The 14,492-nt window shown below is 61.3% G+C and carries 16 protein-coding genes; 14 read left to right on the forward strand and 2 right to left on the reverse strand.

Annotated elements, in window-relative coordinates:
• Positions 1-256 precede the first annotated feature (256 nt).
• From HMPREF2888_RS10040 to HMPREF2888_RS10105, 14 genes are all read left to right on the forward strand, one after another.
• Positions 257-1,468 carry an ABC transporter substrate-binding protein gene (locus tag HMPREF2888_RS10040; protein ID WP_070518727.1) on the forward strand — a complete coding sequence of 404 codons (1,212 nt, stop codon included), beginning with the start codon at positions 257-259 and terminating at the stop codon, positions 1,466-1,468.
• Positions 1,469-1,471: 3 nt separating this feature from the next.
• Complete coding sequence (locus HMPREF2888_RS10045) at positions 1,472-2,572, forward strand: FecCD family ABC transporter permease (RefSeq protein ID WP_082787681.1); 1,101 nt, start codon at positions 1,472-1,474, stop codon at positions 2,570-2,572.
• Positions 2,566-3,318 (forward strand): ABC transporter ATP-binding protein, encoded by a 753-nt coding sequence (locus HMPREF2888_RS10050; protein WP_070455908.1) that lies wholly within the window; start codon positions 2,566-2,568, stop codon positions 3,316-3,318. Before HMPREF2888_RS10045 ends, HMPREF2888_RS10050 begins: the two co-directional genes overlap by 7 nt.
• The gene (locus tag HMPREF2888_RS10055) at positions 3,296-4,576 is read left to right on the forward strand and encodes a glutamate-5-semialdehyde dehydrogenase (RefSeq protein WP_070455909.1); all 1,281 of its coding nucleotides are present in this window, start codon (positions 3,296-3,298) and stop codon (positions 4,574-4,576) included. The genes HMPREF2888_RS10050 and HMPREF2888_RS10055 overlap by 23 nt, the downstream gene beginning before the upstream one ends.
• Before the next feature lie 3 nt (positions 4,577-4,579).
• Complete coding sequence (locus HMPREF2888_RS10060) at positions 4,580-5,542, forward strand: hypothetical protein (protein WP_070433012.1); 963 nt, start codon at positions 4,580-4,582, stop codon at positions 5,540-5,542.
• Positions 5,535-6,152, forward strand: a complete 618-nt coding sequence (nadD, locus tag HMPREF2888_RS10065; RefSeq protein ID WP_070433013.1) for a nicotinate-nucleotide adenylyltransferase — start codon at positions 5,535-5,537, stop codon at positions 6,150-6,152. Before HMPREF2888_RS10060 ends, nadD begins: the two co-directional genes overlap by 8 nt.
• Before the next feature lie 109 nt (positions 6,153-6,261).
• Complete coding sequence (gene rsfS / locus HMPREF2888_RS10070; protein ID WP_061924072.1) at positions 6,262-6,732, forward strand: ribosome silencing factor; 471 nt, start codon at positions 6,262-6,264, stop codon at positions 6,730-6,732.
• A 3-nt stretch (positions 6,733-6,735) separates the two neighbouring features.
• A complete protein-coding gene (locus tag HMPREF2888_RS10075) occupies positions 6,736-7,410 on the forward strand; it encodes a histidine phosphatase family protein (RefSeq protein ID WP_070433014.1) in 675 nt (224 codons plus the stop codon).
• Entirely contained in the window at positions 7,410-8,261 is an 852-nt protein-coding gene (locus HMPREF2888_RS10080; protein WP_070455910.1) for a DegV family protein, read from the forward strand. Before HMPREF2888_RS10075 ends, HMPREF2888_RS10080 begins: the two co-directional genes overlap by 1 nt.
• Before the next feature lie 26 nt (positions 8,262-8,287).
• The gene (locus HMPREF2888_RS10085; protein WP_070433016.1) at positions 8,288-8,920 is read left to right on the forward strand and encodes a ComEA family DNA-binding protein; all 633 of its coding nucleotides are present in this window, start codon (positions 8,288-8,290) and stop codon (positions 8,918-8,920) included.
• Entirely contained in the window at positions 8,917-10,368 is a 1,452-nt protein-coding gene (locus tag HMPREF2888_RS10090) for a ComEC/Rec2 family competence protein (protein ID WP_070518728.1), read from the forward strand. Before HMPREF2888_RS10085 ends, HMPREF2888_RS10090 begins: the two co-directional genes overlap by 4 nt.
• Before the next feature lie 10 nt (positions 10,369-10,378).
• A complete protein-coding gene (gene holA / locus HMPREF2888_RS10095; RefSeq protein WP_210385651.1) occupies positions 10,379-11,326 on the forward strand; it encodes a DNA polymerase III subunit delta in 948 nt (315 codons plus the stop codon).
• 10 nt (positions 11,327-11,336) lie between these two features.
• Positions 11,337-11,705: an ankyrin repeat domain-containing protein gene (locus HMPREF2888_RS10100; protein WP_070433018.1), complete on the forward strand. Its 369-nt coding sequence runs from the start codon at positions 11,337-11,339 to the stop codon at positions 11,703-11,705.
• Positions 11,702-12,340, forward strand: a complete 639-nt coding sequence (locus HMPREF2888_RS10105; protein WP_061924054.1) for a LysE family translocator — start codon at positions 11,702-11,704, stop codon at positions 12,338-12,340. The genes HMPREF2888_RS10100 and HMPREF2888_RS10105 overlap by 4 nt, the downstream gene beginning before the upstream one ends.
• On the opposite strand, the gene HMPREF2888_RS10110 is transcribed toward HMPREF2888_RS10105, so the two are convergent.
• Entirely contained in the window at positions 12,327-13,565 is a 1,239-nt protein-coding gene (locus tag HMPREF2888_RS10110) for a type II restriction enzyme (RefSeq protein WP_070518729.1), read from the reverse strand. The genes HMPREF2888_RS10105 and HMPREF2888_RS10110 overlap by 14 nt on opposite strands.
• Entirely contained in the window at positions 13,552-14,394 is an 843-nt protein-coding gene (locus HMPREF2888_RS10115; protein WP_210385652.1) for a DNA adenine methylase, read from the reverse strand. The genes HMPREF2888_RS10110 and HMPREF2888_RS10115 overlap by 14 nt, the downstream gene beginning before the upstream one ends.
• Positions 14,395-14,492: the final 98 nt, after the last annotated feature.

Genomic DNA, 14,492 nt, shown 5'->3' on the forward strand with positions numbered 1-14,492 from the left:
TGGGGTGGAACTGCTAACAACGTAATGGGGAGTGGCTGCGCGCTTGAGCTATACCCACGCGTGACATCCAGCGCGGATAACCATGCTGTTGGGGGTGAGTTTCTTTAAGAGGATGTTATTCAGCTTTAAAGTGACCTAAATAAAACCCGGGGGGATCACTTTCGCGGGCACGTTCCGGATTGTAAGCTCATCCTAGTTCGATTTAGTCAAGCCTAAGTTAACTTGGCTATTGTTCGTGAGCAAAGGACTTTCTTTCATGACCCATTTCAACGTGCCCAAGTACTCCGTCCGCATTGCGGCAGCCACCCTGGCCATGCTCGCATCCGCGACTGCGTTGAGCGCGTGCAGCAGCAACGAAGACACCTCCGCGTCCACCGGCTCTACCGGCGCCGCGGGGGACACTGCTGTGACCATCACTGACGTCGCCGGCCGCGAGGTCACCTTCGACAAGCAGCCTGAGCGTATCCTTCTGGGCGAGGGCCGCGGGCTCTTCGCCACCTCGATTCTCAACCGCGAGGATCCGCTCGAGCACGTCGTGGCTCTGGGCAAGGACCTGCATGAGGCGGCTCCGAGCTTCGAGTCCAAGTTCGCCGAAACCAATGCGGCGTACAAGGATCTGCCGACCATCGGCAACATCGCCAAGGGCGACGTCACCGTGGAAAACCTGCTCGCGCAAAAGCCAGACGCCGTGGTCATGACGCTGGACCACAAGGAGGGTGCGGAAAAGACCGGCTTCCTGGACAAGATGGACCAGGCCGGCCTGAAGTACGTCTTCACCGACTTCCGCCAGAAGCCGCTAGAAAACACCCCGAAGTCCATGGAGGTCTTCGGCCAGCTCTTCGGTCACGAGGACAAGGCCGCAGAGTTCAATAAGTTCTATACCAGCAAGGTTGATGACATTAAGTCCCGCGCGGAAAAGGCCGGGGACAAGCCGCGCACCCTGGTCTGGCGCGCGGCGGGCCTGAAGGATTGCTGCTCCACGGTCAAGGACTCTAACCTAGGTGACCTGGTTAATGCCGCCGGCGGCGAGAACTTGGGCGATAGCCTGCTGGACACAGAGTCTGGAGACCTTACCGCAGAAAAGGTGCTTGCTGAGCAGCCGGAGCACATCATCGCCACTGGCGGCGCATGGGCCAAGGACCCGGAAAAGCCGGAGGTCCTGCCGCACGTGGAGATGGGTTACGCGGCCAAGGAAGAAAAGGCGCAGGAGACCCTCGAAGGCCTGCTAAAGACCCCGGGCTTCGAGCAGCTTGAGGCCCCAAAGGAAGGCAACTTCCACGCTGTCTACCACCAGTTCTACGATTCGCCTTTTAACATCTTCGCCTTGGAGCAGTTTGCTGTGTGGATGCACCCAGAAACCTTCAAGGACTTAGACCCAGAAAAGGACTTCGCCGAATTCCACAACAAGTGGCTGCCCATCGACTACAGCGGCGTTTTCTTCACTACCAAGAACACACACAAGCACTAAAAAATGGCACTTTTGACCTCTTCTGAGAGTTTGCAGACTGACCAGAAAGCCGAAACCAAAACCGACACCCACCAGGTAATTGCCGAGTACCGCAGCAATAACTTCCGCAAGGTACTCATCATCGGTGCACTGGTGCTGGCTGCCTTCGTAGCCTTCGTCATTGCCACGGTGGTCGGCCCGATTCACCTTTCCCCGATGGAGATGCTGCGTGGCATTTTCTCACCGGGCCAGGTGGATGAGACCACCCGGACGGTCCTGTGGAACCTGCGCCTGCCGGCGTCGGTTATGGCCGTGCTCATCGGCGCCGCACTGGCGCTATCCGGCGCGCATATGCAGACCATTCTGGATAACCCTTTGGCCGAGCCTTTCACCTTGGGTATTTCCGCCGCCGCGGCTTTCGGTGGCGCGGCCTCAATCGTGTTGGGCTGGACCGTGCTGGGAAATCCGCAGTTCAATCTCGCGGCCGTCGCTTGGCTGTCGGCTCTTGTGGCCGTGGCCATCGTCGCGGGTGCGGCGGTGTGGCGCGGTGCTAGTGCGGAGTCAATGATTCTGCTGGGTATCGCCCTCGTTTTCTTGTTCCAGGCACTGCTTTCGCTGATGCAATACAGCGCCTCGACTGAAGCCCTGCAGCAGATTGTCTTTTGGACCATGGGCTCCCTGCAGCGTGCGAATTGGGTGTCCAACCTGATCATCGCGGCCACCTTGCTGGTTGCCATTCCTTTCACCATGCTTAACGCGTGGAAGCTCACGGCGCTGCGCCTGGGCGACGAGCGTGCGGCGGCCCTCGGCATCAACGTGCAAAAACTGCGCGTTCTAACCCTCGTCGTGGCCTCCTTGCTGGCCGCTAGCGCTGTGGCCTTCGCCGGCATCATCGGCTTCATTGGCTTGGTTGGCCCACACGTGGCCCGCTTATTGGTGGGCGAGGATCAGCGTTTCTTTGCGCCGGCCTCCATGGCGGCGGGCGCGATGCTGCTGGCGGGTGCCCACGCGGTATCGATCACCATCATCCCCGGCGTTGCCGTACCCATCGGCATCATCACGGCGCTCGTTGGTGTTCCTTTCTTCGTGCTGCTCATCTTCACCAAGAGGAGGATCAAGTGCTGAAAGTAGAACAGGCATGCGTGAACTTTGGCAAGCGGGAGGTGCTCAAAGGAGTTGACTTGCCCGAGCCTGAACCCGGCACCATCGTCGGACTCATCGGCCCCAACGCGGCCGGCAAGTCCACCTTGGTCAAGGCCATCGCCGGCATTCAGAAGCTGACTTCGGGCACCTGCGATACTGGTGGCGCCAACGTGGGCTACGTGCCGCAGGATCTTCTGACCAGCGCCTCGCTGACCGCCTTTGAATCGGTGGTCATCTCCGCTAAGCGCGGCTCCGTTAACGCCTTGGAATCGGCAGTGCAGGCACTCGAAAAGCTCGGCATCGTTCACCTCGCACACCGCTACGTTCACCAGCTTTCCGGCGGACAGCGCCAGCTCGTGGCCGTGGCGCAGATGCTGGCCCGCGAGCCAGACCTGATGCTGCTGGATGAGCCGACCTCCGCGCTCGACCTGCGCCATCAAGTGCACCTGCTGGATACCTTGCGCAAGGAGGTCTCCCGCGGGGCAGTGGCGTTGGTAGCTATCCACGATCTCAACCTGGCCGCGCGCTATTGCGATGAGCTCGTGGTTCTCCACGGCGGCCGCGTGCATGCCCACGGCACCCCGGCAGAGGTGCTGAACACCGAGCTGCTGGGTGAGGTCTATGGCATCCATGCCCGCGTCATCGATGATGAAGGCGTGCCCATGGTCTGTCCTGTCGAGGCTAGCTTCGGTAAGCTTGAGCCTCATGAGCCAACTCACTCGAGATGAAGAACGAGACCAAGTACTAAAGCTGGCGCGTCAGGCGAAGAAAGTTGCGCCGCAGTTCGCGCAGCTTTCCACCCCACGCAAGAATGAGATTCTTGTGCGCGCTGCTGAAAACCTGGTGGCCCGCACCCCTGAGATCCTCGAGGCCAATGAGCGCGACGTCGCCGCTGGCCGCGCGGCCGGGATGAATGATTCTTTAATCGACAGGCTCTCGCTCGACGCCGCGCGCGTCGAAGGCATCGCCGACGGCCTGCGCCAGGTCGCCGCCCTGCAGGACCCGGTAGGGGAGGTACTGCGGGGCCACAACATGGACAACGGCATCCAGATGAAGCAGGTGCGCGTGCCGCTCGGCGTCATGGGCATGGTCTATGAGGCCCGTCCGAACGTCACGGTGGATGCCTTTGGCCTTGCGCTCAAGTCCGGCAACGTGCCGCTGTTGCGCGGATCTAAGTCCGCACGCAACTCCAACGAGCAGCTCGTGGAGATCCTCCAGGACACCCTGGCGCACTTCGACCTTCCGCGCGAGGGCGTGCAGCTCCTGCCGTGCGAAAGCCACGATTCGGTGCAGGATCTCATCACGGCGCGCGGGCTTGTCGACGTCGTGATTCCCCGCGGTTCTGCTCGCCTCATCAATGCGGTGGTGGAGGGCGCTACCGTCCCCGCCATTGAGACCGGCACCGGCAACTGCCACTTCTACATCGATGCCAGCGCCGACCTCGACAAGGCCATCGCCATGGTCATCAACGGCAAGACCCGCCGCCCTTCGGTTTGTAACTCCACCGAGTGCGTGCTGCTCGACGCCGCGCTTGCCGACGCCGCGAAACTTCGCGTCATCACCTCCCTTCAGGAGGCAGGCGTGGTCATCCATGGCGAGGTCGCCGAGCTCGAGCAATTCGGCGTGGCCAATGCTGTGGAAGCAACCGACGAGGAATGGCGTGAGGAGTTCCTGAGCAACGACATCTGCGCCAAGGTGGTTGACGGCGTCGCTGGCGCCATCGCGCACATCGCCGAGTACACCACCGGCCACACTGAGGGCATCGCCGCTCAGGACGCCGATGTTCTGCTTAAGTTCGCCAACGAGGTCGATGCCGCCGCCGTCATGCTCAATGCCTCCACCGCCTTTACCGACGGCGAGGTTTATGGCATGGGCGCGGAGATCGGTATCTCTACCCAGAAGCTGCATGCCCGCGGCCCGATGGCTTTGCCGGAGCTGACCTCCACAAAGTGGATCCTGCAGGGCAGCGGTCAAACTCGACCTTAAAACATGCATCTATCTTTTTCTCGTTTCCTCTCTTCCCGAGGCCTGCCTTCCCAATCGCTGTCCTTCTTGGCTGCCTCCACAGTTGCTCTGGGCAGCGCCTTCGCAGTTGCCCCACATGCAGCAGCTGAGGAGAGCGCCTGCCCCGACGTCGTGGTGCTCGCCGCACGAGGCTCTGACCAGGACAAGGACCACGGCGAGTACTTCGGCCCGCAGCAATACTCGGAGCACTCCGCGCCCTCAAACGGCTACGAGGGCCCGAACCTCGCAGGCCTTTTCCACTTAGTAGAAAAGCGTCATCCGGGAACCATGGACCGCGTCTTCGTGCTGGCCATGGATGACAAGGCCTATCCGGCAGAAATGGACCTGCCGGCGCTGGCAGAAGACGGCGAGAACCTCAACCCGATTCAGACCGTGCAGCGCCTAGCGCTCATCGTGGGGCAGCACCCGCTCTACGAGCTCATTCCTTCTGTCTTGTTCGGCTTTATCAACAGCGTGCAAACCGGCATGGCCAATGCGCCCAAGGTGGTCCAAGACTACGAGGCGAGCACCGGCTGCGCACCGAAGTACATAACGGCTGGGTACTCGCAGGGCGCCATCATCACCACGAGTGCGGAAAAGTCCCTCCCGCGGCTGCATGCAGCCATTACGTTGGGAAATCCACTTTCCCTGCCGGGCGATCCCAACGTCATCGGCAGCCCAGCCCGCGGTGGCGGACTACTGGAATTGGCCCCAGCGCACATGCGTCCAGAAAGCGCGGTGTTGCCCGAGGGGCAGCGCTTGAACTACTGCCTGCGGGACGATTTCGCCTGCGACCTCTCGGTGGCGTCGGCAAGCGCGGCTCTATCCACCAAGGCCTCGCGGCATGCTTCCTATTTCACCCAGGCGCCCACGCCCGCCGATGAAAAAGTAGCCGATACCTTTGCAAGCTGGGTAGAAAGCGCACGTATAATCTCCACTCATGACTAGTCCACAGCGCATTGGAATCATGGGCGGCACTTTCGACCCCATCCACAATGGCCACCTCGTGGCCGCCAGTGAGGTGGCCTACCGCTTCCAACTGGACCAAGTGGTCTTCGTGCCCACCGGCCAGCCGTGGCAGAAGGAGGGGCGCGACGTCACCGCAGCCGAGCATCGCTACCTGATGACCATGGTGGCAACCGCCTCGAATCCGCGCTTTACCGTCTCCCGCGTCGACATCGACCGCGAGGGCCCCACCTACACCATCGATACCCTGCGTGACCTGCGCGAGCTTTTCCCCGATGCCGAGCTCTACTTCATCACCGGCGCCGATTCCCTGGCCTCGATCATGAGCTGGCACGATTGGGAGGTCATGCTAGAGATGGCCAACTTCGTCGGCGTCACCCGCCCCGGCTACGAACTCAGCAAGGATATGCTGCCGCTGGAATCCCAAACCGGGATCGAACTCATCGAAATTCCCGCCATGGCCATTTCTTCCACCGATTGCCGCAAGCGCGCCGGGGAAGGCGAGCCGGTGTGGTATCTCGTGCCGGATGGGGTTGTCCAATACATCGCTAAGAACAATCTTTATGGGCCTAATCCTGATAAGCCTTTATAGAATTTGGGAAAAAGAATTCACGGAAATAGCCAAACGCACCTCTTACGTGCGAAACTGGCAGAACTAAAAAGTATTCGAAGATATTTGGAAGATATTTGAAGGAAAGCACATGTCCGTTACTGATGTAGCCCGCAAGATGGCTGAAACCGCGGCGCACGCTGCTGACGAGAAGCTGGCCACGAACATCGTGGCTATCGACGTCTCTGACGTGCTTGCTATCACCGAGATCTTCGTGCTGGCATCCGCCGAGACCGAGCGCCAGGTGGCCTCCATCGTGGAGGAAATCGAAGACGAGCTGACCAAGCTTGGCCACGAGCCAAAGCGCCGCGAAGGCAACCGCGAAAACCGCTGGGTACTGCTGGATTACGGTCACATCGTTATCCACGTCCAGCGCAACGATCAGCGCGAGTTCTATGGCCTCGATCGCCTCTACCACGATTGCCCGATCCTGGAGATCGAGGGCATCGAGACCCCGGAGCGTCCGGGCGAGTGGTCCGACGAGGTTAACCTGCGCGAAGTTGAGTCCATCGATGAGATCCCACTGGCTCAGCCGGAGCCGGAAGAGGACGAGGAGTACTAAACCTTGTCGCGCCGCCTGCTTCTGATCCGCCACGGTCAGACCACTTATAACGCCACTGGCCGCATGCAGGGCCACCTGGACACGGAGCTGTCCGAGCTGGGGCTTGCACAGGCCAAGCAGGCAGCAGATCTGCTTGCGGAGCAAGGGATTTCCGCGATCGTGTGCTCGGATCTTTCCCGTGCCCGCGCCACCGCCGGCGTCATTGGTGAACGTTTGGGCCTGGAGCCTACTGTCGACGCCCGCCTGCGCGAGACGCACCTGGGCAAGTGGCAGGGGATGTCCTCGGCGGAAGTAGATCGCGACTACCCCGGCGCCCGCGCCATCTGGCGTCACGATCCCACCTGGGCGCCGCCGGAGGGCGAGTCGCGGGTGGACGTCGCCAAGCGTGCGCGTCCCGTCATCGACGAGCTGATGCGTGACCCGGAACCGTGGGCCGAGGGCACCGTGTTGGTGGTGGGGCACGGCGGTGCGATTGCAGCGTTGACCTGCCACCTTTTGGGCCTGCGCCACGAGCAGTACTCCATCCTTTCGGGCCTGAAGAACACCCACTGGTCCCAGCTGACCGCCCGTCCGGACTTTGATCCAGCGAATCCGCAGGCCTCCCTCGAGTTCACTGCGGGAAACGTGGACGGCGCCAAGTGGTACTTCGACGGCTGGAACATGGGGGCAGGTGACTAGTGGCCGTCCGCATCGTCACTGATTCCGCCGCGGGGCTGCCGCCAGACATCGTGAAAAACCTGCAGATTCGAGTAATCGATTTGCACGTCATGGACGCAGACGGCGAGCAATCTACCTCGGGTCTTACTGCGCTGGAGCTCGCGGCCGCATACGGTCGCGAAATGGAACGCTCCACCGACGACGGCATTGTGGCCATCCATCTGTCCAAGGAACTTTCTTCCACCTGGTCTGCCGCGGTGACGGCTTCGGGCGTGTTCCCCGATACCGTCAAGGTGGTCGAGTCCGGCTCGGCGGGCATGGTGATTGGTGCCGCGGCGATGTCTGCGGCGACCTTGGCGCGTGATGGCGCCTCGCTTGAGGAGTGCTACGAGGCGGCGCTGGATACGATCAAGCGCGGCCGCACCTGGGTTTACCTCAACTCCACGGAGGAACTGCGCCGCTCCGGTCGCCTTTCTACCACCACCGCGATGCTCTCCACTGCACTTCTGGCCACCAAGCCCATCATGTCCATCGTGGGCGGCAAACTGGAGCTCGTGGGCAAGACCCGCACCCAGACTAAGGCTTTTACCAAGCTGGTCGATCTCATCGCCTCCCGCGCCGATGGCGAGCCCGTCTTCGTGGCATTGCAGCACAACGACGCCGAGGAGTCCGCCGAGCGCCTGCTCGAACTGCTCGAGATAGCCCTGCCGAAGGGCTCTTCCTTCATGGTCGAAGAACTCACCGAGGTGCTCGCCGTGCATGCCGGCCCCGGCGCCATCGGCGTATCGGTGGTCTTTAGCAAGGAACCTCCTGAATCGTTGACACGAACAACAAGTTATCCACAGGTTTTTAAATTGCCTCTAGCGCATTAACTGCGCCGCCTTTTAGCGTCGAGGGCATGCCGCATATTAGCGATCGCCTTCGGGAACTAACGCGCCCCACCGGGGAAGAGGACCTGCTCAACGTCACCTATCCGCGCCCGCGCGTGCGCATTCCGCCGTGGCTTGCCTGCGCCATCGCGGTGTTGGTTGCTGCGGGTGTCTTGGCGTGGCTGGGTATTACGAGCCGGAACGATCCTTATGCGGTTTCCGTTTCCGAGGCTACGAGCAGCGCCGCTGCACCGAGCTCCCTGGTGGTCTCCGTGGTGGGGGAGGTCGAAAACCCCGGCCTTGTCACGGTGGCGCCGGACGCCCGCATTGCCGACGCCCTCGATCATGCCCACCCGCGCCCCAGCGTGGACCTCCTCAACCTCAACCTGGCCAAACGGCTTAGCGACGGCGAGCAAATCGTCGTCGGCCTGCCCGCACCCGCCCCAGCCCCGGGCGAGCCGCAGGAAGGCGGTCTGCTCAGCCTGAACTCAGCCACCAAGGAGCAGCTGATGGAGCTGAAAGGGGTGGGGGAGGTCACGGCGGAGTCCATTTTGAGCTTTCGCGAGGAATCCGGCGGTTTTACCTCGATTGAGCAGCTGATGGAGATAAGCGGCATTGGGCCTGCAAAGTTCGAGGCGCTCAAAGACCAGGTGCAATTATGAGGCAGCTGCGCCTGCTGCCGGCCGCGTGTGCGGTGTGGCTGGCCACGCTCTTAAGCTTTAACGGCGCGTGGTGCTCCTTAGTGCCGCTAGTCTGTCTAGTCCTGTGGTTCTGGCAGCGCGGCCAGGCGGTGCTCACCACGGGCCTTAGCGCCTTGGCCATCGCCGTGACTAAGGTGCGCATTTCCCGCGCGGGCCCGCTTGGCGACGTCCTGACCGGCACCGTCATAACTGAGCCCACCGAGGTGCGCTTTGGCTGGCTGCTGCGCCTGCGCGTGCCTGGCTATCCCTTTCAGGTACCTGTGTTTAGCGACGAACCCGCTCCAGCCGGGGCCCAAGTGACCGTGGACCATGGCACCATCACTTCGCTTACCCCGCCGGATTCTTTGGCCGCGCACGTGGCAGAGAACTTCCGCGAGCTGGTCAGCATAAGCGTTGGCCCTTCCTCACAAGGCCTGCTGCCGGGCATGGTGCTGGGGGATACCACCTTGCAGACTGCGGCAGAAAAGCAGCTTTATATCGACACCGGGTTGTCACATTTGAGCGCGGTATCCGGCTCGAACGTGGCCATCGTGTGCAGCGCTGCCGCCTTGTTGGTGAAGGGACCACGGCTGCGGGTCGCGGCGTCGCTTAGCGCATTGTGCATCTTCGTGGCTTTGGTGGGGTTTGAGCCTTCCGTCCAGCGCGCGGCCGTGATGGGCCTGGTGGGACTACTCGCGGTTTTAAACTCCGCGCGCATGGAGCCGATGCATGGGCTCAGCCTGGCTATCATCGTGCTGCTTTTTATCGACAGCGAGTTGGCCAAGAACTTCGGGTTTGCGTTGTCGGTGGCGGCGACCGCCGGAATCGTGGCGCTCTCGCCGTTGCTTTATCGCCACCTGGCGGTGATTGGATGGCCGGATATCTTCGTCCGCGCGCTCGCCGTGGCAATTGCGGCCGACCTCGTGACGATGCCGATCATTGCTTTGATGTCCGGGAAGGTATCGGTGGTCTCGGTACTTGCAAACGTGCTGGTTGCTCCCGCGACTGCTCCCGTGACCATCCTGGGATTGCTGGCAGCCCTCTTCGCGCAGCTGGGCCCGCTTTCCGTGTTGGGCGCCGGGGTGCTGCGCCTAGCCGAGCCTTTTACCTGGTGGATTAACACCATCGCCCGCGGCTGCGCGGCCTTGCCGGTCAGCACCGTTGACGCTAGCCCTTTCCTGGTGTTGCTGGGCTACGGCTGGATAGTGGCGGGCATCCTCTACAAACGCCCATTGCTCACACTTGCCTGCGTGGTTGCATTCCTGTGGCCGAGGCACTTTGATACCCCGCAGGCACCGATACATGTGGTGGCCACTGAGGAAGACATCGAGCCCATTCCGCCGGGCACACGGAGCATCATTGTTACGCAAGATTCGCCGCCCGATTACCCCACGCGCACAGCAGATGGAATCGCAGTTTTCTACCGCTAGAATTGCTCCTATGAATCAGGTCCATCTCATCCTTGGCGACGACGAATTCCTCACCGAGCGTGCCCGCCTTTCCATCCAGAAGGCGGCCGGGGAGGGAGTCGAGGTGGTCCGCCTCAAGGCTTCTGAGGTCTCGGAGGGGGAAATCGCCATGGCGACCAGCCCCTCCCTGTTTGGCGATAACCGCGTCATCGTCATCAGCGACGTCGAAAAGGTGGGCAAGGAACTCACCCAAATCCTCCTTAAGGCCGTCGCCGATCCAGGCCCCGGCATGACCTTGGTGCTCATCTACAGCGTGACGGCCAAAACTCTCAAAGGTAAGAAGAAACCACCAGAGCTCGTTGCCAAGCTGCGCAAAGTAGGCGAGGTGCACGAGGTGTTCTCGCTCTATCCCAACGAGCTGGGTACCTGGGCCACCCGCGAGTTCGCCTCGCACGGGGTACGGCCAACCCCCGACGTCGTCCAGGCCGTGCTCGATGGCGTGGGCTCCGATCTGCGTGAGCTGGCCTCGGCGATTTCCCAGCTGGTCTTCGATACCAACGGCAACGTCACCCGCGAGGCCGTGCACAACTACTACGTCGGCGTGGCTGAGGTGGCGAACTGGGACATCGCCGACGCCGCCGTAGCCGGGCGCGTGGAAGCCGCCGTCTCCACGTGCCGGCGCGCTCTCCAATTAGGTGCCTCGCCCGTTGCCATCTCGGCGGCGCTGGCGAATAAGGTAGGCGCAATCGCCAGGCTCTATTCCGCCCGCGGCGACCAGTACTCTTTGGCCAAGGCAACCGGCCTTGCTCCTTACGTGGTGAAGCTGACTCACCCGGTGGCGCGCCGCTGGTCGGAGGATTCCGTGAACAAGGCAGTGGTGCTCATGGCCGAGCTCGATGCCGCAGTCAAAGGCCAAGGCGGCGACGAAGAGTTTGCGGTAGAGGCCGCTGTGCGTAGAGTAGCCGAGCTTGCGCGATAAACTATTTCGCATGGAAGACATCCAAGAATTTGCCACGAAGCTTTTTGATTTCGCACGCAATGGCGACGTCACGTTGCTGGAGTACATCGCCCAAGGCGTGAACCCGAACATGGTCAACCAGGACGGCCATTCCTTCGTCATGCTGGCGGCATACAACGGCCATGCGGAGCTCGTGACCAAGTTAGCTGCCGCAGGCGGGGACGTGAACCTGCTCAATGACCGCAATCAATCCCCGCTGGCAGGAGCAATTTTTAAGAAAGAGGATGCGGTGATCGAAGCCCTCCTAGCAGCCGGTGCCGATCCGCAGGCCGGCCAGCCTAATGCCTTGGATTCTGCCCGCATGTTCGGCCGCGAAGATTTGATCGAGCGCCTTTCATGAGCTGGTCCGCGTTTGCGTTCCTCATCGCCATGAACATGGTGGGCGCCCTCGCGCCGGGACCAGACATCGTACTGGTGACCCGTTACGCCACCCGCTCGCGCAAGCATGCGGTTGCGGCCGTCACGGGCACTCAGGTCGGCGTGCTTTTCTGGTGCACGCTCACGGTGTTCGGCGCGGCGGCGTTGCTGACCGCATTCCCGGGGCTGCTCCGCTTCATTCAGGGCATCGGCGGCTGCTTCCTCATCTGGATGGGCCTGCAGAATGTTCGCACGGGCCTGGCGCAGCGCAAACAGCCGGCGTTGAACCTAGATGAGGCAGTATCGCGGTTGGGTAGTGTCAAGCAAGTCTTCCGCACAGGGCTTTTCACCAACCTTTCGAACCCGAAGATCGTGCTCTACTTGGCGGCGATGATCGCGCCTTTGCTGCCGCCGCACCCGCCGCTGTGGCTGGCCGCGGGGCTCGTGCTGAGCATGGGCATTTCCAGCTACTTGGTCTTCGTGACCGTTGCAACGGTGATTTCCACCAACGCTATCCGACGCCGCCTTCTTGCCGCCGGACCCATCATCGACATCGCTTCGGGTTGTTTCTTCGCCGTGGCCGGTGTGGGCCTAATTATTGCCGCTATAACAGGCTAAGTTGCTGCGGCGCGAAAAGCTCTGCCACCCACTGCGACCACGCCACCACGGTTTGGGCGCGGCGGGGAAGCGTAGAACCAGAGATATTCAGGTCGGCCGCCTCCATGATGGCCACGGCTTCTTCCTTGCTCAGCATGCGCTGCTTCTCGGCCACGGCGGCCACCATCTCGTGGAAGACAGGCCGGCTAGCTAGCGCCTCGATGAGCTGTAGGTTGCGTCCGTCGCGGGTATCGGCCAGTTCGATTCCCTCGACCAGCTCATCCTCGATGCGCATTAGGCCCAAGTAACGGCCGGCATTCAAGTAATAGTCAGCCTGACGGTGGCTAAACCCAAAGTGCTCGGGAATCTCCGCCTTGGGCAGTGGCAGCATTTCCCAGAGGCTGACCACGCGCGCAAAGGAATCGGCCTGGGGAAAGGGAATCTCCGCCTCGCGTGGGCTGCTGCGCCGTAGGACCGCCTTGACGGATTCGGTGTTGAGCTCGGATTCGCCGAGCATATAACGTGCGGCGGCCTCGAGCTGGATGCTGCGGAAATCTTCCGCATCGCTGAAACGATAGCGATACAGGTGGAAGATGCCGTTGGAATAGACCAGGTATACCGGCACAACTTCCTTTCCCAGCTGTTGGCTAAAGCGCCGGAAAGGCAGATAAAGCTGGCGAATGTTGAAATCGGGCGAGATATGATTCTTGCACTCGATGAGCACCAGGCACTCGGGCGCCTCAAACCCGCCGTCTATTTCCATCTGCGCACGGTCCACCACGAGCTCCTCGCCGCGCAGGCGCATGCTGACGGTGCCGGTGGACATGCGCCCAGCCACGGTGGCATGCAGCTTATCGACGCCCAGGAAATCCTGCAGCACTCCCGCAATCACCGCGGCATTGAGCACGAGGGTCTCGGAGCTTAAGTTGTCGAAGTCAAGCGATTCAACCCCTTGCGGAACGGGCAGCGTCTTAAGCGGCGTCACGGTCTCCGGAAAAGGCTCGTAGACGTCGAAGTTGCCCACGACGTATCCATCGCGCCGGATGGGGAAGATGCTTAAATTATGCTCCTGGAAAATCTCCGGGCGGGAAGCGGAAAAGTCATGTTTGGCCAGAAGGCGCGGCTCTCGGCCACCCTTTTCTTTGAGCTGTTTGGCGCTAAATTCCACGAAGCCTTCGCGTTCGATGCGTGCCAAGGTCTCGGCGTCGAGGATGCGCTGCCACGCGACGTCGTTAAGCCTCGCCATAGTTACGCACCAATACTTCGTCGACTTTGCCGCGCTTGGATGCCACGGAATTGATGGCGCGGGTGGCCCCAACGATGTCTATCTCGTAGGCGGAATAGATCTCCTGGATGAAATCCGTGGCGGAGTTCGATAGCAGGAACTTCACGCCGGCTGCGTCGAGTTTGTCGCAGACTTCCTTAAGACGGAGCTGATCCTCGCGGCCGAAGCCGCCGGACTGATACCCAGTGAAGTTGCTTGTGGGATTGACTGGGTCATAGGGAGGATCGAGGTAGACAAAGTCCCCCTCTTTGGCGTCTTGCAAGATGGCGGCATAGTCACCGGTGTGGAAGGAAACCTCGTTGTCATTGAGATACCCCGATACCCCGCGCAGGGTCTCTTCGTCACAGATGGCGGGGTTGGCGTAGCGGCCGAAGGGGGAGTTGAACTGCCCGGCATTATTGACGCGGTAGAGGCCGTTGTAGCAGGTCTTGTTCAGGTAGATGGTGCGCGCGGCGCGCTCGGTGCGCGTCATGTGTGCGAAGGAGGAATCGCGGTCTTTGCCGCGCATCTCGTAGAAGAAGTCTTCCTCGTTGGGATAGGTGCTTAGCAATGAGATGAGTCCGTCAACATCGTCGCGCACGGTCTCGTAGACGTTGATGAGTTCAGAGTTGAGATCGTTGACCGTGGCCTTTTCCGGGGTCAAAGAAAACAGCACCGCGCCGCCGCCCAAGAAGGGCTCGTAGTAATGGTTAAACTCCGGTAAGGCAGCGTGGATTGCGGGCAGGAGCTGGCGCTTTCCGCCGACCCACTTGAGGAGCGGCTTGATGGTGTGCTGCTTGGCAAGACTCATAGCTCAAAATCCTAGCGTGCCCGCCGGACACGTTCGAAAATCAGTGCGGATCTTTCGGAGTGGAGATTAAAAAATGCCCTCCCTCTTGCGAGGAAAGG

It is taken from the genome of Corynebacterium sp. HMSC077D03, assembly GCF_001808545.1.
Lineage (GTDB): Bacteria > Actinomycetota > Actinomycetes > Mycobacteriales > Mycobacteriaceae > Corynebacterium > Corynebacterium simulans.